General features: G+C 47.5%; 17 protein-coding genes and 1 pseudogene. 6 read left to right on the top strand and 12 right to left on the bottom strand.

Annotated features, from left to right (window positions below; genetic code table 11):
• Positions 1–6 precede the first annotated feature (6 nt).
• Both PQG83_RS09410 and PQG83_RS09415 read right to left on the bottom strand, forming a co-directional pair.
• Positions 7–825, bottom strand: coding sequence for a hypothetical protein (locus tag PQG83_RS09410; protein ID WP_312748786.1), 819 nt, complete (start codon positions 823–825; stop codon positions 7–9).
• Positions 822–2,306 (bottom strand): sensor histidine kinase, encoded by a 1,485-nt coding sequence (locus PQG83_RS09415; RefSeq protein WP_312748787.1) that lies wholly within the window; start codon positions 2,304–2,306, stop codon positions 822–824. The genes PQG83_RS09410 and PQG83_RS09415 overlap by 4 nt, the downstream gene beginning before the upstream one ends.
• Before the next feature lie 1,024 nt (positions 2,307–3,330).
• Between PQG83_RS09415 and PQG83_RS09420 the strand changes: the two genes are divergently transcribed.
• From PQG83_RS09420 to PQG83_RS09430, 3 genes are all read left to right on the top strand, one after another.
• Positions 3,331–5,505, top strand: coding sequence for an Ig-like domain-containing protein (locus tag PQG83_RS09420; RefSeq protein ID WP_312748788.1), 2,175 nt, complete (start codon positions 3,331–3,333; stop codon positions 5,503–5,505).
• A 1,258-nt stretch (positions 5,506–6,763) separates the two neighbouring features.
• Complete coding sequence (locus PQG83_RS09425; protein ID WP_312748790.1) at positions 6,764–8,236, top strand: hypothetical protein; 1,473 nt, start codon at positions 6,764–6,766, stop codon at positions 8,234–8,236.
• Positions 8,237–8,311: 75 nt separating this feature from the next.
• Complete coding sequence (locus PQG83_RS09430; RefSeq protein WP_312748792.1) at positions 8,312–10,924, top strand: fibronectin type III domain-containing protein; 2,613 nt, start codon at positions 8,312–8,314, stop codon at positions 10,922–10,924.
• Positions 10,925–11,336: 412 nt separating this feature from the next.
• Here the strand turns inward: PQG83_RS09430 and PQG83_RS09435 are convergent, their stop codons facing one another.
• Positions 11,337–11,714 carry an integrase core domain-containing protein gene (locus tag PQG83_RS09435; protein WP_312748794.1) on the bottom strand — a complete coding sequence of 126 codons (378 nt, stop codon included), beginning with the start codon at positions 11,712–11,714 and terminating at the stop codon, positions 11,337–11,339.
• Positions 11,715–11,729: 15 nt separating this feature from the next.
• Positions 11,730–12,011 (bottom strand): IS3 family transposase, encoded by a 282-nt coding sequence (locus PQG83_RS09440; protein ID WP_376753587.1) that lies wholly within the window; start codon positions 12,009–12,011, stop codon positions 11,730–11,732.
• A gap of 317 nt (positions 12,012–12,328) precedes the next feature.
• On the opposite strand from PQG83_RS09440, the gene PQG83_RS09445 reads away from it, so the two are divergent.
• Both PQG83_RS09445 and PQG83_RS09450 read left to right on the top strand, forming a co-directional pair.
• Positions 12,329–12,679, top strand: coding sequence for a transposase (locus PQG83_RS09445; RefSeq protein ID WP_312748798.1), 351 nt, complete (start codon positions 12,329–12,331; stop codon positions 12,677–12,679).
• A gap of 66 nt (positions 12,680–12,745) precedes the next feature.
• Positions 12,746–13,021: an IS3 family transposase gene (locus PQG83_RS09450; RefSeq protein ID WP_312748800.1), complete on the top strand. Its 276-nt coding sequence runs from the start codon at positions 12,746–12,748 to the stop codon at positions 13,019–13,021.
• A gap of 2 nt (positions 13,022–13,023) precedes the next feature.
• Here PQG83_RS09450 and PQG83_RS09455 read toward each other — a convergent pair whose 3' ends face one another.
• From PQG83_RS09455 to PQG83_RS09460, 3 genes are all read right to left on the bottom strand, one after another.
• Positions 13,024–13,515, bottom strand: coding sequence for an integrase core domain-containing protein (locus PQG83_RS09455; protein ID WP_312748801.1), 492 nt, complete (start codon positions 13,513–13,515; stop codon positions 13,024–13,026).
• Entirely contained in the window at positions 13,461–13,706 is a 246-nt protein-coding gene (locus tag PQG83_RS20925) for an IS3 family transposase (RefSeq protein ID WP_376753559.1), read from the bottom strand. Before PQG83_RS20925 ends, PQG83_RS09455 begins: the two co-directional genes overlap by 55 nt.
• 136 nt (positions 13,707–13,842) lie before the next feature.
• Entirely contained in the window at positions 13,843–14,169 is a 327-nt protein-coding gene (locus PQG83_RS09460) for a DUF1153 domain-containing protein (RefSeq protein ID WP_312748802.1), read from the bottom strand.
• Positions 14,170–14,254: 85 nt separating this feature from the next.
• On the opposite strand from PQG83_RS09460, the pseudogene PQG83_RS21165 reads away from it, so the two are divergent.
• Positions 14,255–14,596 (top strand): annotated as a pseudogene (locus tag PQG83_RS21165) (transposase); the annotation flags it as partial.
• Between the two features lie 846 nt (positions 14,597–15,442).
• On the opposite strand, the gene asnB reads toward PQG83_RS21165, so the two are convergent.
• The 5 genes from asnB to PQG83_RS09495 all read right to left on the bottom strand — a co-directional run bounded on the left by asnB (position 15,443) and on the right by PQG83_RS09495 (position 21,536).
• Positions 15,443–17,407, bottom strand: coding sequence for an asparagine synthase (glutamine-hydrolyzing) (asnB, locus tag PQG83_RS09475; protein ID WP_312748804.1), 1,965 nt, complete (start codon positions 17,405–17,407; stop codon positions 15,443–15,445).
• A 417-nt stretch (positions 17,408–17,824) separates the two neighbouring features.
• Complete coding sequence (locus tag PQG83_RS09480) at positions 17,825–17,989, bottom strand: hypothetical protein (protein ID WP_312748806.1); 165 nt, start codon at positions 17,987–17,989, stop codon at positions 17,825–17,827.
• Between the two features lie 699 nt (positions 17,990–18,688).
• Positions 18,689–19,429 (bottom strand): class I SAM-dependent methyltransferase, encoded by a 741-nt coding sequence (locus PQG83_RS09485; RefSeq protein WP_312748808.1) that lies wholly within the window; start codon positions 19,427–19,429, stop codon positions 18,689–18,691.
• A 40-nt stretch (positions 19,430–19,469) separates the two neighbouring features.
• Positions 19,470–20,180 carry a class I SAM-dependent methyltransferase gene (locus PQG83_RS09490; RefSeq protein WP_312748809.1) on the bottom strand — a complete coding sequence of 237 codons (711 nt, stop codon included), beginning with the start codon at positions 20,178–20,180 and terminating at the stop codon, positions 19,470–19,472.
• A gap of 93 nt (positions 20,181–20,273) precedes the next feature.
• Positions 20,274–21,536: a putative O-glycosylation ligase, exosortase A system-associated gene (locus PQG83_RS09495; protein ID WP_312748811.1), complete on the bottom strand. Its 1,263-nt coding sequence runs from the start codon at positions 21,534–21,536 to the stop codon at positions 20,274–20,276.
• Positions 21,537–21,831 lie beyond the last annotated feature (295 nt).

Below are 21,831 nucleotides of genomic sequence, written 5' to 3' on the forward strand. Positions count from 1 at the left end.
ATTCCTCTATTTTTTTCCTTCACCTTCATTTGGGAATTCTTTCTCCTCGGCTCTTTCGAGTTTGGGGGTTGGGGCCATTTTTTCAGATGGGCGGGTCGGTGGGGCCTTCTCGCGGATTTCCTGATCGATACGTCGTAACGCCTCTAATTGATTCGTCAGTTCTTGAACTTTTCTCTCACTGGACTTCAGTTCCTGCTGCACATCCTGGCGGAGCGCCTGCTCCTTTTTTAATTGTTCTGTTTGTTTGGACAGATTCGCGAGAGCCTGATTCAATTCATCGACAGCCTTTTCCCGGTTCGTCAGCTCTTGCTTCAGTGCGTCAACTGAATCTGTTTCCAACTGACGACTTAATTCATGGACCAATAATTCCTTATTCACTATTTCACGAACCAATCGTTTAGTTAAGCCCTCGGAAGCGATCCCTCCTCCTGGAGTATTCAATACATCCAACAACCATAACCAAAATCGGCTCTCACCCGCCAATGCGCTGTTGGGGTTGGAGGCCACCACTTTTCGAAAATGCAGCGCCGCTAATTCCCTATTTTCATACAACGCGACGACTCCACGAAGAAAATGAACCGCACGACATTCATCTTCACTTTTACAAGTACTCAGCTTCTTTTCCTGATCATCTGCAATGGCCCGAAAAAATGGAACATCTTCAGGGTCAGGAGTTAACACCGAGGACACCGCAGAGTAGCCGGTTGACCCCGATTGAGCCATGGCAGACCGCTTCCCATCGGTGAGGGTAGACCCACTCCATTCAAAGAGCATTACGGACCCTAAAACCACCAGGAGCAACGACTCAAATTTTTTGCGTGTCAATGGACACTCCCCGTATGTTTTCGCTTGGGAATGGTAAAATGCAATGCAGTCCCGGTTCCCAGAATACTCTCAGCCCAAATTTTACCACCATGGGCTTCGACCACCCGCTTCGCCAAAGCCAAACCGATTCCACTCCCCACATACACACGGCCTTCTTGGGTTTTCCCCTGGTAAAATCGTTCAAAAATATGAGGCAAATCGGCTTCGGGAATTCCCGGTCCCGTATCAGACACAGAAAATTGCAACCCTTCTCCGACATTATCCGGCCTTGATCGAATCAACACCGTCGTTCCTTCGGGGCTAAATTTAATCGCATTCGATAAAATATTTTCCAACACTTGTTCCATCCTCGGCCCATCCAGATCATAGAACCTCACCTTGTTCTGAAACAAATCGAGGGTCAGATGAATATTTTTTCGTTCTGCGAGAAATTTGACTTTTTCTGTCGACCGGACGACCAAACGATTTAAGTCGGTGGGACTAAAATTGTAGGAGACCATGTCGGCCTCCATCCGGGATAAATCCAAGAGATTCCCGATTAAGTGATTGAGCCGTTGACTACTCTCAGAAATGATGGTGAGGGTTTCTCGTTGGTCTTTCGTCAGCGTTCCAGGAATCCCATCCAGCAGAAGCTGTGAGCCCTCACGAATAGACGTTAACGGCGTCCGTAACTCATGGGAAATATTTGCCAGGAATTCCGACTTCATCTCATCTAACTTTTGTAGTTTTTCGCCCATCCAATTTACCTGGCCAACCAATTCACGTAACTCCTGTGGAACAGAAAGGGAGATCGTCCCTCCAAATTGTCCTTGTCCAATTCTGCGGATTTGAGCTTTGACTCGTCGAAGGGGCCGAAGGATACTATAGCTGGCGATCCCGGCCAAGCCAAGACCTAGAACCAACGCCATCACCAGAAGCTGTTTCGTAATTTCCTGGGCCTGCACCGAACGAAGGTGGGAATCCTTGAGAATCGCACCGACACTGGCTTCCTGAGCAGTGATATAGGCGTTGATGGATTGGGTTATAGCGGTAATTAATGTATCCCGATTTTGCTCATAGCTGGCGATAGCGTGAGGAGAACGGTCGGCTTGTTCAACGCCAACACTCAAAAATAAGGTATGAAATTCTTCATGAAGTTCTTTTGTTTTCGCAAGTGCTTCCAGCGTACTGCCAGGGTTTTCCTGATCTTGAAGCGCCTTTAAGGTTTTGCGAAAGTTTTCAGCCTCCTGAAGAAAATCTTTCAGAAGGGTGGTATCCCGAAGTACCAAATATTGCTTGTCACTTTTTAATTGCGCATACAGACTGGTAATGAGTCGCTTAGCCGTTTCCACAGCTGGAAAGTGATGGGTCGCTAACTCAGCGCCTAATTCCGTTAAGGCACGAAATTGATGGAGAATATATAAATTCACGCCAACCACCAACGCAAGGATTGTCAGGTACCCAAGGGTTAATCGCCAAAATATAGATAGACGTGTCAACATTTTTAAAACACCAAAACGATTACGAACGTTTCAACAAAAGCATTGGTATCTGTTGACTCTAGACCTGAGTGAAAAAATTTCCAAACACTCTCTTTTGTTCTTTCTATGGACAATTCAAAGATCCCTCTTCCTCAGAAACACCCAAGAACTTTCACATAAAAGTCGGCTACGTAGCAATGCTGAATTGTATTTCCTACATAAGATTGAGTAATCCTACACCAGAATTCCAATGTTTTATAACGTTTCTGTTAAACCACCTGCCAATTTTTCTTTTTGGAAACAATCAAATATTTAGACCAAGGATTCACTGGTCTCCATTTTGCATATGTCCCCGTAACTAACTTAATTATTGGAAAGAATTCAAATTCTATCAAAATCCCACTTCTTGAATTTTTTCATCTGTCGGATGGGAAAATTTAACCTGGGCATGTTTATTATCGTGACAATTACTTTATCTACTCATTTCGTGTCGCTCTACGTCTCCCCCCAGAATTTATCTATCTTCATAATTTTTCATCATCCTCCCCCTGATTTAAAAAGATCTTAAAATTTTTCTTAGGTAGTACTTGGAAGTCTTGGTTAAATTGTAGGATTAATTAAATAAATCCGCTTGTCTTTCTCCTCCTGGGAGAAATTTAAGCGCAAGGATAGCCATGTTTTCCCCTCAGATTGAACTCCCATTAAAAGAGGGCAAATTGAAAATACACACGTATAGAGAAATACCGTTCGAGAAAACTATTAATGAAATGGTAAAAAGTCTACCAAAACTGGGAGATGAATAATGAAATTCCAAAGCACTATCCTTTTATTTAAAGAAACTCGTCCCGCTAAAAATCCTAGGGTCTGGATGCCTCAACTTAGGCAAATCGCTCGGAGGTTTTTCAAAAACGTCGTACAGCTTTCTACAAGGACAATCAGTAGCTTGGCGTTTTTCAATTCTCCCACCAAATTTTCGTTTCCCATTCTTTTTGTAGCATTGATATCTGTAATACCTTGCGCCCCTGTTTTTTCAGCTAACGTTTCAGTGACCTGGGACAAAAATTCCGAATCGGATTTGGCCGGATATAAAATTTATAAACGGACGTTACCTTCTCAAGATTTTGGACAGCCCATATTTTCAGGAATGCCCAGCAATCCATCCTCGCCCGCAACAACCGTTTCTGGGCTCAATGGCGGCACAACCTATGGATTTATTGCGACAGCATTTGACACGGCCGGAAATGAAAGTGCACCTTCGACAGAAAAACAAATTACTTTGACCACGACAGCCCCTCCCCCACCTTCCTCAACACTCAGTATTTCCAATCTGACGGTGGCCAGCGGGAAAGCGTATGTCGTGCCCACTTCCGGCCTCCAAGCCGGAGGGACCGTGTATATCGACCGCGCCTATACCTTTACGACCGTCCCTGCTCTCGTGCAGGGAGCGTCATATATCCGAACGGCGAATGATGACAAAGCAGCGACCAATGCGTCGTTCCTCAGCTTTACAGTCAATCAACCCGTATCCGTGTATGTTGCCCATGGCGATCGTATTACCTCGAAACCCTCGTGGTTGAACACGTTTACCGATACCGGCACAAATCTGGTGACCTCGGATGCGACCCTCAGCCTATTTGTGCGGTCCTTCCCCGCCGGCACCATTACCCTCGGAGGCAATGCTAGCGGCGGATGTTGCAGCATGTATTCCGTTATCGTCAAACCAGAAGCCGGGAGCGGCACCTCCGCGGACACCACTCCTCCTACGGTCACGCTGACGACCCCCAGTGCGGGCACCGTCTCCGGCACGGTGACGGTCAGTGCCAGTGCCAGCGATAATACGGGCGTGGCCGGCGTGCAATTCCGTCTCCAGGGCGCCAATCTCGGCGCCGAAGATACGACCAATCCCTACAGCACCAGCTGGAATACGACCACTGTGCCGAATGGCTCCTATACCCTTACGGCGGTCGCCCGCGATGCGGCGGGCAATACGACCACCTCTGCATCCCGCACCGTCACGGTGAGCAATTCCACCACGCCACCTCCGCCTCCACCCACCTCAACACTCAACATTTCGAATCTGACGGTGGCCAGCGGGAAAGCGTATGTCGTGCCCACTTCCGGCCTCCAAGCCGGAGGGACCGTGTATATCGACCGCGCCTATACCTTTACGACCGTCCCTGCTCTCGTGCAGGGAGCGTCATATATCCGAACGGCGAATGATGACAAAGCAGCGACCAATGCGTCGTTCCTCAGCTTTACAGTCAATCAACCCGTATCCGTGTATGTTGCCCATGGCGATCGTATTACCTCGAAACCCTCGTGGTTGAACACGTTTACCGATACCGGCACAAATCTGGTGACCTCGGATGCGACCCTCAGCCTATTTGTGCGGTCCTTCCCCGCCGGCACCATTACCCTCGGAGGCAATGCTAGCGGCGGATGTTGCAGCATGTATTCCGTTATCGTCAAACCAGAAGCCGGGAGCGGCACCTCCGCGGACACCACTCCTCCTACGGTCACGCTGACGACCCCCAGTGCGGGCACCGTCTCCGGCACGGTGACGGTCAGTGCCAGTGCCAGCGATAATACGGGCGTGGCCGGCGTGCAATTCCGTCTCCAGGGCGCCAATCTCGGCGCCGAAGATACGACCAATCCCTACAGCACCAGCTGGAATACGACCACCGTGCCGAATGGCTCCTACACCCTTTCGGCGATCGCCCGCGATGCCGCGGGCAATACAACCACCGCCGCCCCCCGCACCGTCACCGTGAGCAATACCAGCACACCACCACCCTCCTCAGAACTCAGTATTTCCAATCTGACGGTGGCCAGTGGAAAAACGTACGTCGTGCCCACCTCTGGCCTTCAAGCCGGAGGCACCGTGTATATTGACCGCGCCTATACCTTTACCACGGTCCCTACCAGCGTACAGGGAGCCAGATATATCCGAACGGCGAATGATGACAAAACGGCAACTTCGACCTCCTTTTTCAGCTTTACGGTCAATCAACCCGTGTCCGTGTTCGTCGGCTATGACGTGCGTATCACCATGAAACCATCGTGGCTGAGCACTTTTTCTGATACCGGCACGAATCTGGTGACATCGGATACGACCCTCCGCCTGTTTGTGCGGTCCTTCCCCGCCGGCACCATTACCCTTGGGGGCAATGCCAAGGGTAGTGGTTCAGGTAGTATGTATTCGGTCATCGTCAAACCCTAGGGCGGGATCCTCTAATGAAACATCAGTGGCGCAGCAAAGAATCAAATACACGGAAGGAGATAAGTGAAAAATATAAATAATAAATTTCATAACTATCGGACCAGAAAACAAATCCAGTTTTACGTAGTGAGAAGCAATGCGATAGGAAACGTGACCAGCACCCCATCCATCCGACAACCTCCTCTACATGAGGAGAAGCACCGTTGGAGCCTGGAGGGCTACCGACCAATATCCTAGTGAAAGTTCAACTCATTCATTTTGGACAATCGGATTGTTCCGATAATGTTCCAGGATCCTTCTCGTGGAAAGAGGGACGGTGCAACTACATTTGCGGTGAATGACCTCAGACGATTACACCCTGTAAGATTTCTCCTAGATGCTGCGGGAAGGAATACCCTCAAAAACTTGAACCCCATCAATCGCCAAATCATCTTCGGAGAGGGGAGCACAGGTGTAATTGAGCCGTCAGGGGCTGCAGGCATTAGGTAACCTGAGCCAATTGACCCTCTCGCAGGAAAAGGTGTGTCAGAGACGAACTGGGTCCCATCGGAAAAAAATCCGTCGGTTCTTTAGACTTGGGGAACCGAGACATTGGCTTGGACGGTTTGGGGAACGGGCTAGACATCGGCCATTGATGGGTGAAGTCATTCGTTCACAGGAACTCGGCTTTTTAATTAAATTGCTGAACGATCAGGGAGTGATTAACAACCGGATGAGAAAACATTTTCTATTGAAAGCTGGGGCTCTGACTCTGCCAGAGAAGTCTTCGAATTTTTTACTTTTGCTTCCAGCAAGAAACCATGTGTCCTACCAGAGAATATCTCCATTGCGAGCAAATAAATGGGTAGCAAATATTGAAAATCCCATTAGCCTACACAAGGTTTTTAATTTCTAAAGAATTTCTAAATTTAACCGAAGGATTCCCAGTCACGGACTAATGACAGGAAATGTAAAAGTGGAAAAAATATTACCATCCATGGTTTCATCAAAATACTCTGGTTGCTTGCTGTAGTTTGAGTTAATTAAGTAAGCCTTGAAGTTATATTATTAAATTATATGGTGACAAAGTAAAATTTTAAAATGAAACTCATGTCTATTTTTCACGATGGCAAGCTTATGGGAAGGGGGCCATACAAGCAGGGCTCGACCAAAATACCCCAAAACCACGAAAAAAAAGCCAGGAGAAAAAGACATTCTCCTCTAAAAAGGGTTGCACTTCAAAAACAGAACTTTAGGTTTAATTTATAAGGGGGCAGCCATGCGTCAATGGACATCTCTTGGCAAGATAATCATCTCTTTCTCCGCTATCATTTTAATTTCCCCGATAAGCTCAAGCCTCGTCTTATGGCAAGAAACGGTATCCAGCGCATGGGCATCCAACACCTCTGCATTTCCTAACCAAAATATCATACGTGCAAATCCCTCAAATTATCTTTCACTGCTTTCCACACTTACTTCAGGAGATACCTTATTACTAGATCCAGGAATTTATGACCAGAACGGTTTACCGGTGTTTAATCTCAACGGGACCCAAGATAAGCCCATTATTATTTCGGGACAGGACGGGGGCACAAGGCCACAAATACTCGGGCATTCCAATCAAAACACGGTACGAATTGATGGATCAAGTTATGTCATCATTTGTAACTTGGAAGTCAATCCTCGAAACCTTGGCGGTGACGGGGTGAATGCACAAGGCATTTCGCACCATATCACCCTGGAAAACCTGTATATTCATGGGTTCAGCGACGATCAGGGAACGGTCGGCATCTCAACAAACCGTTCCCCGGTGTGGAATTGGACAATTCGCAACAATATCATCACTGATGGTGGCACCGGCATGTATTTAGGTAACTCTCCAGGCACCGAGCCATTCGTGAATGGAGTCATCGAAAACAACCTCATTACGGACACCATTGGGTACAACATAGAAATCAAACATCAAAATCCTAGACCAAATGTTCCTGGGATGCCCACAGGAAAAAGTAAAACCATTATCAGGAATAACGTATTTAGCAAGGCCAACAATGCGTCAAGCGGCGGCCGAGCACGCCCTAATCTCCTGGTTGGACACTTCCCCTTATCAGGACCAGGACAGGATGATGTGTATGAAATTTATGGCAATTTTTTCTATCAAAATCCCAATGAAGCTCTTTTCCAAGGAGAGGGTAATGTAGCTGTTTTTAGCAACATCTTCGTCAACACCTTGGATAGTCCCTACCCGGCAATGAATATAAGGCCCCACAATGACCGGCCACGCATGGTTCGGGTTTTCAACAACACTATGATCTCAAAAAACACGGGAATTACTGTTTCTGGCGGATACCCAGAATTCCAACAAAAAGTTCTTGGTAATGTTGTTTTTGCTGGCACGCCAATTCAGGCCAGTGATGTCCTTGACAATATCACAGACGTCTTTGCAGCAGCCGGAAATTATTTGGTCAATCCTTTTGCTTCTCCAGGACAACTAGATTTATATCCGCGACCCGGAAAGGTCACCGGCGTGCCTATAACGACCGACTCCTTCAACGGACAATTCACCGACTGGAATCTTGACTTTAATGGGACTCTTCGGGATTTCCGATTCCGAGGATCCTATGCTGGCGAGGGCCAAAATCCAGGATGGCTGCCAAAATTAGAACGAAAGCCATTCAAGCAACAAACCCCGGGTCCCGACACTAGTCCTCCTGCGGCACCCACTAACCTGAACCTTACAATCCTATCCACGTAAAGCATAGATACAACTATCATTAATACTTAGATTCAGCCTGTATCTGAAAAATACAAGAAAAGGGAGTTCTAAACCATGGAAATATTCTCGAGAAACATGGGTCACAAAAGGTATTTAAGAGGAATATCCCCTTTAATACACGCTTTCTCTCTTCTGCTCTGTTCGCTCCTTCTCTTTGGCATTGTCTTTCCACAGGAGACAAATGCGGGGATTCTTGACAACCTTAAAGCCGGTGAATGGTATGAAGTGCCAAATTCTAAAATTAGAGCCCTAGTTCCAAGTCCAATAGCGCCAGGAAATGGGCCTGAAAACATTATCCTTGCCTGGAATAGTGGAGCCTATGACACCAAACGTGACAGATATCTCGTCACCGGTGGTGGGCATAATGATTACGGCGGTAATGAGATTTATGCATTTAATATGAATACATTGGCATGGTCCATTGCTCACCCACAATCACCAAATATTCCAGCAATAAATGGTCCCTGCAGTGAAATCTATCCGGATGGGAAACCCGCCCAGCGACATACCTATGATGGGCTGGAATATCTCCCGAATGTCGATAAATTCTGGATGCATGGTGGTTCTCTTCATTGTGGAACCGGTAGTTCTAGTCAAGCCACATGGATGCTTGATTTCAACACATTACAATGGCAACAAAAGGCTAAACTGCCGTATGATTCTCGACTTGAAATGGTCACGGCCTTTGATCCCTCCTCTGGTCATGTTTTTATGGCTGGACAAAATAGTTGGCAAAATCTATTAGAATACGACCCGATTTCTGATAAATGGACGGTGAGAAGTAATGCTTCTTTAGGCGGGCCCCAAACAGCAACTATTGATTCTAAACGAAGGCTGTTTGTTTCTATCGGTGGGGGTAATGTTTTTGCCTATAATCTAAATAATTCAGGAATTATTCAACGCCAAACTCTTTCTACCTCAGGTGCCACCAATATGGTCTCGGCCAATTACCCGGGCGTCGATTATGATCCCGTGAGTGACAGGATTGTTGCATGGCATGGCGGAGCAAATGTCTATACCCTAAACATGGATACTCTCGTCTGGACAAAGCATATAACAACAAATTCTGTGATACCCACATCAGCCCCACATCAAGGTACGTTCAATCGCTGGCGCTATGTTCCCTCCAAGAATGTCTTTATTGTAGTGAACAGCATTGATGAAAATGTCTATATTTATAAATTGAGTACCTCAGGCAATACCCCCACCCCTCCCCCTCCTTCGTCGGACACCACACCTCCTTCCATACCAAGTGCGCTTTCCGGTTCGGCGATTTCGTCAACACAGATAAATCTCTCGTGGACTGCCTCAACAGACAATGTAGGAGTTGCAGGCTACAAGGTATTTAGAAACGGCACACAAGTTAATACACCATCATCCAGTACAACCTACCTTGATACTGGACTTACTCCATCAACTTCATATAGCTACATGGTCTCCGCCTTTGACCTAGCAGGAAATAACTCTGTTAAGTCGACGGCGATAAGCGTAGCAACAAACAATAGCACCTCAACGGTACCTCCTCCAACAGGACAGATTAATATCCCAACAGGTGTATTCGTGGCACTGGACTATCCAGATGCTGCTCCGATTGGAATTCAAAACTCCAAACATGTGACGTGGGCCCATAACCCTATTGATGGGCGACTCTATTCCATGGGAGGAGATTTTGGACCCGGTGATTATCCGAGCTCCTATAGACAAGATATGTATTCATTATCAATCTCAGACCGTTGGGCAAATAAACAAAATCGAAATGCGGGATGGCGGCAGGAATATCCCTATTGTGGCCCGGACGGAGGCATTCAACCAAAATCACCAGATTTTGTTGGTTGGACGTGGGATTCAACACGAAAAGTGTTTTGGATGGTGCCAGGCACAATGGTCACTCCTGTCCAGCCTTCCTGTCCTGGGCGAACCACTAACCCTGCAACTGATGAGCCAAAATTCAAATTTAATCATATTATGACCTTTAACCCCGCTGAGCCCAATCTCACTAAGCGGTGGCTCGATTGGGGAGAAGACACTACTCCGCACCGTGGAGAGAAATGGATGAGTATCTATGATGCCAAGACAGACACCATTATCCGCTTTGGGGTCAATCAATTTGTTGACATTTATGATGTAAAAACTCGAACTTGGTCAAGCTTCTCTCATGGAAACAATGCCGTTGGTGATACCGTCCGGATTTTTAACGCCGCACTTTCTGTAGATTTTAAGAAACGTGTAATTTTCGCTGTTGACGAAATTGCAGGTCGTCTAATGCGTTGGAATATGGATGCTAAAACCATGACCGACCTTGGGCCGGTGCCAGATGGCCCTATTGAGTTATCGCTAAATTCGTCTTACTCAGCCTGGGACAGCATAAATAATGTGCTCTTTTTTCTTCATCCCGGTACACTAGGATTCCATGTGTATCATCCGGAAACCAAATCATGGGAAACACCTGCCATGGTTACTGATCCTCCTGGACTCCATCCTGATGTAAAGCATGCAATAGTATTTGACCCATATCAGAATGTCCTAGCTTTTCTGGGAAACCGGGATGATGCAAATCCCTATATATACCTTTATCGTTATGCAGCGGGAGGAAGTAACCCCGGTCCTGGGGATACCATCCCTCCGAGTCCCCCAACACAACTAAAACTTACAATTATCCAAAACTGAGACTCACGGATTTAGGAAACAAGGCCTGCATTTTTTCCTACGAAGGAGAACTGAGTGTATAGCCACAAAAGATTAGAGTAGTATGTGCCCAGAAGCTGAATAACGACAAGATGCCCAGGCGCCTTATTGTCAAACCTGGCGTCTGGGCGATTGCTTATTCGGCGGCCAAATCGGTACTTTGCTCAGCAAGGCCATCCACATTCTTAATCTTCTCGATCATCGTAAGCAGCTGAGGGAAACCACACAAGCGTGCCCAATCCTCTGCGTATGTACCCAATATGAATATCATGGAGAACAGCCAATCACGGGTATGACAAATCTTCCCAAAACAAGCTGTAGTGTTCCCCAGAAATCAAGCCACCTGTGAGCGTTGTTCTTGCTGAAATTGTCGAGGGCTCCGGTACCGTAATGCTTAATGCGGACACTCCGCGTTGCACCAGCGGATCCATCGTGTGATCGTCGGCCGGGCCTCCTCAAATCCCTCAAAGTGGTGTTGCCACACACATTCCTCTTTGAGACTCTGAAAAAAGCGTTCAATGAGACCATTCTTTTCCGGCGTATAAGACGTGATAAATTTTTGTTGTAGTCGATAGCCTCGAAAGGCTTGGCGGAACCGCCGACGCTGAAAGATCAAACCATTATCTCTGCGGAGTACCGGAGTCATTCCCCCAGGACGCACGGTACCACAACGTGCGAGACAGGCTGATTCAATCACGCGTTCGGCTTCCTTGGCTCTCCCTCGCAAGGCAAACTCATACCCGATCATCTCTCGATCATGACCATCAATCACCGCGGTGAGATGGCCTCAGCCATCCTGTCCACACGGAATATGCGTCATATCCATGGCCCACCGCTGATCACTCTGAGGAGTGCGACTCCTCAATCGGTGGGCCCGAGGGCGAGGCGTGCGGGTTCGTTGATGCACCAGCCATTGTAGTATCAGTAAGACGCGATACACCGCTTTCCTATTGATCGCCAGTCCCTCTCGATACCGCAACAACGCCCACAGCCGGAGGTAGCCATAGGTCGGATGCTCCTGAATGAGTGCGTGCAGTTGCATGATTAAACGCTTGGCGAGTTTGGAGATGGAGCGTTGATCGTGCGACCCGTAAGATCCGACAGGCCTGCCGCTCTAAGATGTCCGGAAAGGTTGCTTTCACACGTCGGACATTTCCCGACCCAAAGGGTACGGCTTCACATCATGTTCTACCACCAGATCTCCAATCTTCTGCTTGAGTTTCTTCATCTGTTCCACCTTCAGCGCCCTTCGTCTTTGAGCTGCTGCCGCAGACCGTTTTCTCCCGCCCGAAGAAACTGATCTTGCTACCCCTCGTCCCATAGTGGACCCCAAAATTCAGACCATAAGCTTCGTAAAATTGGGCCGTGGTTTGAAAGGGGGACGCGATGGGGAACAAACGGGTCAGGCACAGTGCTGAATTTAAAGCCAAGGTGGCTCTTGAAGCCTTGAAGGGGCTGACGACCGTCAACGAGTTGGCCGGGCAGTATCAGGTGCATCCGAGGCAGATCAGCCAATGGAAGCGGCAAGTGCAAGGGGGAGCACGCGAACTTTTTACCGGCGCTCGTGGGAAAAGCGCCCAAGACTCCGAAGCCGTTCATGCGAAACTGTACAAAGAAATCGGTCGCTTGAAGATGGAGTTGGATTGGATAAAAAAACTGCCGGGCTCGGTTGACGTCAAACGGCAGTGGATTGTGCCAGGCCATCCGCAGCTGAGTATTCGACGGCAATGTGAGTGACTGAACCTTGGACGAGCCAATTGGTACTACCCCCCTATGGAGGAAACCGCAGACACCCTGGAGCTCATGCGACACCTTGATCAGCAATATACTCGGACGCCCTTTTACGGCAGCCGACGGATGGCTATCTATCTGAATGGCGTCGACTATGAGGTGAATCGCATGCGTGTGCAGCGCCTCATGCGACTGATGGGCTTGGAAGGGGTGGCTCCTGGTCCACACACGAGCCGCCCGCATCCGGCTCACACCATCTATCCCTATTTGCTGCGGGGCCTGGTGATTGATCGGCCGAACCAGGTGTGGTGCACGGATGTGACGTATATTCCTGTAGTGCTCCCCTGAAATCAAGCCACCTGTGAACATTGTTCTTGGCGAAATTGCCGCGGACTTCGGTACTGCAAGGCTTGATGCAGGCGCTCCTCGTTATACCACCGCAGCCATTGATTAATAATCTGCCTTGCCTCTTCAAAATTCTCAAAGGGGTGTTGCCAGGCACATTCTTCTTTCACACTCCGAAAGATCCCTTCAATGAGTCCATTATTTTGTTGGGGCGTGTAGGGAGTGATAAACTCCTGCGCCAGGCGATAGTCTCCACGGGCTTGGCGAAAGCGGCGGCTTTGAAAAATTAAGCCGTTGTCACTTCGGAGGACTGGGGTGGGCCCAACAGGCCGGAGGGTCCCGAAGCGAGCTATACAACCGGCTTCCAGAGCTTGTTCAGCCTCTTTGGCTCTCCCCCGCAAGGCAAACTCATAGCCGATTAGCTCTCGATCATGACCATCAATCACGTCCCCCAGCCACCCTGGCCACACGGAATAGGCGTGACATCCATCGCCCATCGACAATTACTCTCCGTCGTCCGACTCCGCCGACTTTGCACGCGGGGCCGTGGGGTCCTGATCCGTTGATGGACGAGCCATTGCCTAATGCGTAGCACGCGATAGACCGCTTTCCGATTCACGTGCAGCCCTCCCCCGTGTAACAGTGCCAAGAGTCGTCGATAGCCATACGTAGGATGCTGCTTAAACAACTGCTGCAGCGGAGTGGCGAAGACTTCGGAAACGCGCGTCGTTGCTCGCTGCCCCCTGAGCGTCTGCGCATGCGAGCCCGAGCGACCTGTAACACTGAACAGACCCGGCGTTCCGAGACATCCGTGTGGGCCACTCTCACGCGTCGGACATCCCTCGGGCCAAAGGGTACGGTTTCAAGGCTTCCCGTAAGACATCATTGTCGACCACCAGGTCCCCAATTTTCTGTTTGAGTTTCCTGATCTGCTCATCTTTGAGGGCCTCTTCGTCCTTGGGCCAACTTCGTAACGCATTTTCCGCTCCCACCAGAAATCGTTCGCGCCAGGCCTCCACCTCGGCGACGGTTAGTCCATGGACTCGAGCCGCTTCGACTACCGAAGTTTCTCCCTTCTCAATACTCAACACTAGGGTCACTCGCCGTTTTGCGGTCCAACGTTGAATGGGTTCGTCTGGTTCCTCTGCCATGATCCACCTCCTGAATAAAAGCATTATGTCTTATGGGTGGACTCACTTTCGAGGGGAGCAGGATATTCCCATGCACCGGGGCTGTATGTTTCTGGTGGCCATTCTCGATTGGTATAGCCGCTATGTTTTAGCGTGGATGGTGTCGAACGCCCAGGACACGACCTTCTGTCTGGATGCGCTCGAGCAGGCATTCACCCAAGGTTGTCGGGCGATTTTCAATAGTGATCAGGGCTGTCAGTTCACGAGTGCCGCCTTCACGAGTCGGCTCGACGCGGCTGAGGTCCAGATCAGTATGGATGGACGAGGCCGCGTTTTTGACAACATCTTTATCGAACGACTGTGGCGCACGGTCAAGTACGAAGACATCTATCTGCACGACTATCGCAACGGGGTAGATCTGGAGCGGGGCTTACCCACCTATTTTCAATTTTACAACGCCGACGGCTCCATCAGGCTTTGGATTATCACACGCCAGAACAAGTTCATTTCGAGAAGTCGGCCACGCACGGAAATACGGATAAACTATTATTCGAAGCTGACTTGTTTTCCTATTTCAGTGGTCTTGACAATGTGGTCCACTATAGCCTCCAAGAAGCTTTGGTTCACTCTGGCGCTCCGGACATCTTCAACACCGATCAGGGGGCACAATTCACTAATGAGGCGTTCACGGCGGTGCTCCGGACCCAACACATCACGATCAGCATGGACGAAAAAGGCGTTGGATTGACAATGTCTTCGTCAAACGCCTATAGCGCAGTGTGAAGTACGAGGATATCTACCTGCGGGCCTATGACACTCCCGCAGTCTTGCAGAGGGGGTGAACGCATTATTTTTGTTCTATAAGAGTGAACGCCGGCATCAAGCAATAACCCGCCTGATGCCGCGTTTTTTGCAGATCCAGAAGTAAAGGAAGCCGCATAATAGCAAGCAGAAATTTCACTGATCGAGCGATCCAAAAATCGGGGTCTATTTCTGCCGACCGATTTAGGGCTGTTAGATTATCCGAGCTCTCTAAATTTTTTAGTTCCGAATTGCCGCGCGCTGGCATCCTGAGATCTCTCCTTTGTTGGTTGAATGGGTATGTTAAGCCACAACCATTTCGACCGGAGACACCCGCCGTTTAAACTCACCGTAGTCACTACTCTCATACATAACTCTTCAATTGTCAGCCCCTTTATTTCGCTTGAGTGTGAACTACTCTTCTTCAATGTTTTCCCCACATTTTTTCAACTTCCAAACGCTTCGTATAATTTGCTTGCCTGTTAGCGCACCATTAACCTCGCAAAATTGATTTTACAGCATCACTTTCTGGATCAGCTTGATAGCCATTTCCATCAATGAAAATTCTGAGCCAGAGTTCAAGGTTTATTAATGTCAACAAGTGGTCTGTATGATCTTGTTGCCGATTGCGGTGGCTCGCGATGGTGGCCTTTACCTGGTCCCACCGGAAAAGGCCCCTTTTCCTTACCTGGGATTCTGAAAGAGTCTCATTCATGATGACCTCTAGATCTTTTCGTAACCAGGCTCCCAATGGTGCACCAAACCCACGTTTGGGGCGCTTCAAAATCCCTTCCGGCAACCAGGGGGACACAGCTTTTTTCAACAATCGTTTGGTTGTAAACCCATGAATTTTGAGATGTGAAGGAATCCTGTTGGCGAGTTCTACCAATTTATGATCAATAAATGGGGCCCGGCATTCTATTGAGGCAGCCATGGTCATCTTATCAGTAAGAGCCAACAAATCATCAGGCAGCGAAGTTTTTAAATCCACATAAATCACTTGCCCTAAATCGTCACAAGTCATGGCTTGATCAAAATACCTTTCCATGGCTTTGCTATATGGAATATTTCCCAAGGGCTGTACAGAATGATCGTGAACGGGGAGACATTCCAAAATTTCTGGCGAAAAAACTCCAACATAAGACATATACCGAAGGGATGGTGTCAATTCACCAGTTTTAAGAAACCCATTAACATAGCGAGCCATATTGGATAAATAAGAATGTCGGTCCTTGGGCAATCTATCAAATACAGCAGGCAGCCATCGATTCCGTATGGCTTTGGGAAGCATTTTATAGTATTGGATAAACTCGCCTCCCAAATATCTCCTATACCCCCCGAATAATTCGTCCCCTCCCACTCCTGACAAAATCACTTTTACCGATTTCCTTGCAAGCTCAGACACCAAATAGGTCGTAATAAATGCTGAATCGGCTATGGGTTCTTCCAAATACCAGAGCAGCTTGGGCAATAAGCTCGCCACATCAGGGGTCACCATAATTTCATGGTGGTCCGTCCCCATGGCATCAGCGACAATCCTGGCGTAGGGCAATTCATTATAATACTGGTCTTCTCCTCCAAAACCGATGGCAAAAGTTTTAACAGGCTGATCGGTTGAACGGGCCATGGCGGCCACAATTGCACTCGAATCAATCCCTCCACTCAGAAATGCTCCCAAGGGAACATCACTCACCAACTGAGTTTTGACCGAATCCATGAATGCGTTACGAACCTGCTCTATCCACTCTTCTTCCGAATAGTCTTCAGAAGGCTGGATTTGAACATCCCAATACTTTTCTTCATGGATCTTCCCATTCTGAATCATGAGAAAGTGCCCAGGAAGGATTTTTTCTATGCCTTCTAACAGAGTCCATGGAGCCGGGACATATCCCAGAGCTAGGTACTCTTGGAGAGCTTGAAAATTCAAGCGACGAGGCACACTTCCATCTTGGAGAATAGATTTTAATTCTGAACTGAACAAGACTCGATGAGGCTCCTTCCTTATATAGAGAGGCTTTTCGCCAAGCCGATCCCTCCCAAGGATAAACCGTGATCGAGGCCCATCCCAGATTGCCACAGCAAACATGCCGCGGAGTTGACCAAATACCTCCAATCCGATTTCTTCATAAAGATGAACGATGACTTCCGTATCACTAAATGTACGGAAACGATGGCCCTGCTCCTCTAATGTGATCCTCAATTCTCTGAAATTGTAAATTTCACCATTACAGACAACCCAGATCGATTCATCTTCATTTGGGATGGGTTGGTGACCGCCCTCGATGTCAAGGATACTGAGCCGACGCATTCCAAACCCCATGGCTTCCCCAAGGAAGAATCCTTCATCATCCGGCCCTCGATGCACCATAATTTGTCCCATTTTTTTTAGAAGTTCCCCGCGAGCAGATTTAGAAATACTTTTCTGATCAACATCAACCACACCAAAAATTCCACACATTAAACTGCTCCTTAGAATCTCAGAACAATGACCGGTGGCTATGTCGGATAGACCAACACCAGGCTGCCTGAAGTTAGGGGTTTTTGGTAAATACCTTATTCTCCGTCAGTATAGAAGAAATGGATTTACGCCAGTGGGTGCTATCATTTTGTTATTGATCGTCCCAAGGGTAGTTACTGCTAGGAGACGGCGTACTTAGTCATCTCTTAATGAATGAACCAGAGCAGTGGTGCGTTGGATGAATTGCAACACATTGTTCGCCGAATGTTTCATGTGAGCTTGTGACTCCCAAAAAGGTGTTTCTCAGGTCCATTTTGGCATGACTCCAGACACCGTTTCATCCGTTCAACTCTGAGGCATATCTGGAGAAATAGCCCAACGGGATGGCCCCATAGGCCTGTTCTACTAAATGTCGTGTTACATGGGAGACATGGTAGATGCTCGATCAGCAACCATAAAAATAGGCCGATTAATATCCCAATGAGATTTCTTGAGGAAATCGACAAACATCGTCGAATGCATCAGGGCCTCAATCACTGCAAGACCCCAAGCGGACTCACCGCCGGGAGAAGCTTGATCCAAAATCGGTCCCCATGGTCTTTCACCACATAAATTTGCCAATGGACACCCAGGGTGGGGCCCAAAAAATGAGCCGCGCGGACGGCCTATTCGTCCACAAAATTGTTTTCGAGGCCCCGTCTTTGCGCGGGCCATTGGAGTTAGGGAAAATTTCGGCCAAATTGGCCAGCGGTTCTTCCGAACGCTGATTCTATGATCGGTAAAGGTTCTCTGAGGGTTGTGGCCCATTTGGTGGAGTGGGCGGGAACTCGAGTTCTTACTCAGGAGCATTTCACGATACCGTTTAACCACCTGACGGACCAGCCTCAAGGCCCCAGGATAAAAAGGGAACTGATACTGCTGCGGATTGCCTTTGGTGGTGTCCTCATCCATCCAGAACATTAGCTCGTGCGTCACCTTTCGCAGCCATCCGCTTCGCATGCCCTCATACACCAAGGGTCAGCTGGGCCCCCGCCGGCACCCGCCCAACTATGCAAAAGCCGCCTGTGGGAGAATCTGGAATATTCGCGCAAGAAGGATCGGCGGCCTCCCACTCTTGCCCTCGACCACTTTTTTTAGACCATGAGACCGTTGGGCAGCTCGCGTCCTCATCTCCTTCGAATCAGATGGTTACTTAACAGCCAATATGCCTAAAATTTTGGGACAATCAAAAGCGACATTTATTTAGGACGCTTTAAGTCAGGTAGTGAAAATCCGAACGCATTAATCATTGCTTTCTTTTATGCTAAGGTAGAGAAATGCATGCGCCAAAACAACGGAGAGTCCGGGCACGAGTCCGATCAAGCGTATGGTTCTCTCGGATAAAAGTGGAGCCAGCCAAGGCACCCCCCTAGGGGGAAGATAAATTCCTGTCTTCTTAATTAGCCTCACCCCTCGAGCCAAAAGTAACGCGGTGATCATAGAAGAAGAGTGGGTATGCAAACGAGGCGACCTTCCTATAGCCCAATCATAGAGACGTTTCCCCAATGCCAATAGTTCAAGTGAATTAAGGGCTTCTACAATAAGAAAACCATTGGGGCGTAAAACCCGTACCATTTCATCCAAGGCCCGCTCTGGACTTCCAAGTGCTTGAATGACACCTACAGAGGTCACCAGATCAAAACTTTCATCTTTAAAAGGCAAATGATAGGCTTCACCACACAAATAGGGACTGTTTTTTTCTGAATCCGCGGTCAGTGCCCGGTGAAGAGTGGGGATTGAATAATCGAGACCAACTACCTTGTGCCCTCCATTCGCTAAATACCGCACATAAGTCCCTGCTCCACACCCCAGATCTAAGGCTCTCAACGGACAGAGAAGTGGCTGGGTCTGGAGGAGATCAGCAAATCTTTCGAATCGAGTCCAGAGTCCTTTTTCTGACCATCCTGAGACTAGATCATCCCTCTCATATGTACGCCCAAAGCGTTCAAATCGAGCCCGCCATTCTTCCTCAAAGGTTTTCATATTTGAAATGGCTTTCGTCGAGGCAACACACACTAAAATCTTAAGCCTTGATTTTTTTTAACTCAACAAGCAACCACCCTCTTAAAAAACCAAGACATTCATACTTACTAATGATTTTCTCATAAAGTGTTGCAATCATGAAAAGGACGGAACTAAACATAAAGCTCGCAGGGTATTGCCCTAGCCACTGAAATTCTACAATTTCAAACCCATGGCTTTTACATAATTTCTGTATGGATGAATACGTATTTGCTTTATAATAAGCAGGAAAAACATCTTCCATAGCTCTCCCTTCGGTTTTGGATACGATATATTTATGGAATTTATTTGGTATAAGAAGAGATAATATGGCTACATAATCACCAAGATTTGGAACTAAAAAAATGAAGCGACCGCTTGGCTTTAAGATTCTATTTATTTCCTCAAATACAGCATTAGGATCAATGACGTGTTCAAGTACTGCTCTAGAAATAACAACATCTATCGAATTATCCGGAACCTTTATGGATGAAATATCCCCTTTGCAGTATCTAATTCCTGGCAAAGGTTCGGTACTGTCTTCTAAATCGACACCAATAAGAATTTTTGCTTTACCAACAAACTTTCTCAATATGGGAGCCGTGCGACCACATCCGGCGTCTAAAATCGTATCGTCAGAACGGAGAACAGATACGATTTTATTTTCATATTTTCTATAAGGATGATCTTCGGAGTTAAAATATTTCTTTCGTAAATCGTCAGTTGTTAACACAATAATCCCCTTTCATTATTACTATAAACGCCTTGTTCTCTTTTGGGGGTGTTTTGTCATTACCTGCAAGAAACTATTGGGCTCAATTGATTCCTATCTTGCCATTTGAAGCGTTTCTTGCGTCTTACGAACGGTCAGAGCCTTCAAAATTATCACAATTGCCACAAGATGATAGAATAGATCAAAATACGATCTGCTGAGGAACAATCCAGATACAACATACCCGACCAGACTTGCTTCCAACATCTGAGCATAATTCAATACCCATTGCTGTTCAGGATCATCTTTGGCTATCCGAATCATTTTTCTTACGCTTAATATCGAAGAGACAATTAACCCCGCAAAAAGAGCCAATCCAGTAAATCCATGTTCAGCCAAAACCTGAAAGAAAATACTATGGGCATCCACTCTATGGTTGGGAGCCTCAGGGAAATATCGAGCATACATTTCCGGGGTAAAAGCCCGAAATCCCGCACCAAGCAATGGTCGATCCAGGCCCACTCGGGTCGCCATTGTCCATGCATTGATTCTTTCCATTGAAGAACCATCTTCTTCATAAGTTTGGATAGTATCCATCCGGGAAAACCATTTTTCCGGCAAAGCTTCAAGAGCTACAGGGATTGCTAACGCTAACAGAAAAAGCGTTAAAAATTTAGAGCGGCTTTTCAGAAAGATAACCGCGAGCACTGCCCCAAGCCCCAATAAAGCCCCTCGCGAATATGTAACTAATATGGCAACGATGGAAAAGACAAAGAAAGCCAAAAGTGTGCGACGCAACCAGACTCGAGTCTCATCGCGTCTTAGAAATAACAGAATGGGCAAAATCATAACTAAGGCGAGCCCGATTTCGGTATTTCCTTCCATGAAACTTCCTTCGGGACCAAGAACACGATATTGTCCCCCCGTCATTACAGCCCAGATTCCCCCTTTGAAACCATAGTACCCAATTGACAGGGCCATAACGTACAATAACCAGCGAATCTTCTCACGATCCTGAATGACCAGAATGGTTACAAAGGTCATAAGCAAAACCTTTGATACTTTTCCCAGTGCATTCCACGCATCTTCTTGGTATTCGGCAAACATCGTAGAACAGAAAAAAACGAGCCATAAGAGAATGAGCAAAACAAATTCCCTGTTCCAGGGAATGCGATAGCGCTCCTTGGAGAAAAACAACCCACCCAGGGTGGCGACAGCCACCATTTGCGCAAATGGAAAGATACTTGCTATCCCCCAGGTCAACCGATGAGGGTTCATGTAGCCAAGCCACGACCACATTAATACACCAACCCATGGCTTTAAAAAACAGAAAGGGAGAGACCCTATGACAATCAGTATGACTAGTGCATCACGCATGGATTTACAAACTTGAAGACCACAGACAAACTTCCCTGCTTTTACAAACTGGGGCAATCATTGTCGTACTAACTGTTTATATTGGACATGGTGACTTTACGTTGATTACAGCAAACAAATTCATTAAATATTGCTGATATTTTTTTGTCAGTTGAGCGCGTTCAAGGCGTTCAATCGACAGAGCAATGGTGTTGTACCTCTGACACGTCTACTCATCCCCATTCATTTTAATCAACAATTCACGTAAAGTTATGAATGCCATGGAGGCCACAAGATTGGATTCATTTCGGTCTCC

It is taken from the genome of Candidatus Nitrospira neomarina (assembly GCF_032051675.1).
In the GTDB taxonomy this organism is placed as follows: domain Bacteria; phylum Nitrospirota; class Nitrospiria; order Nitrospirales; family UBA8639; genus Nitrospira_E; species Nitrospira_E neomarina.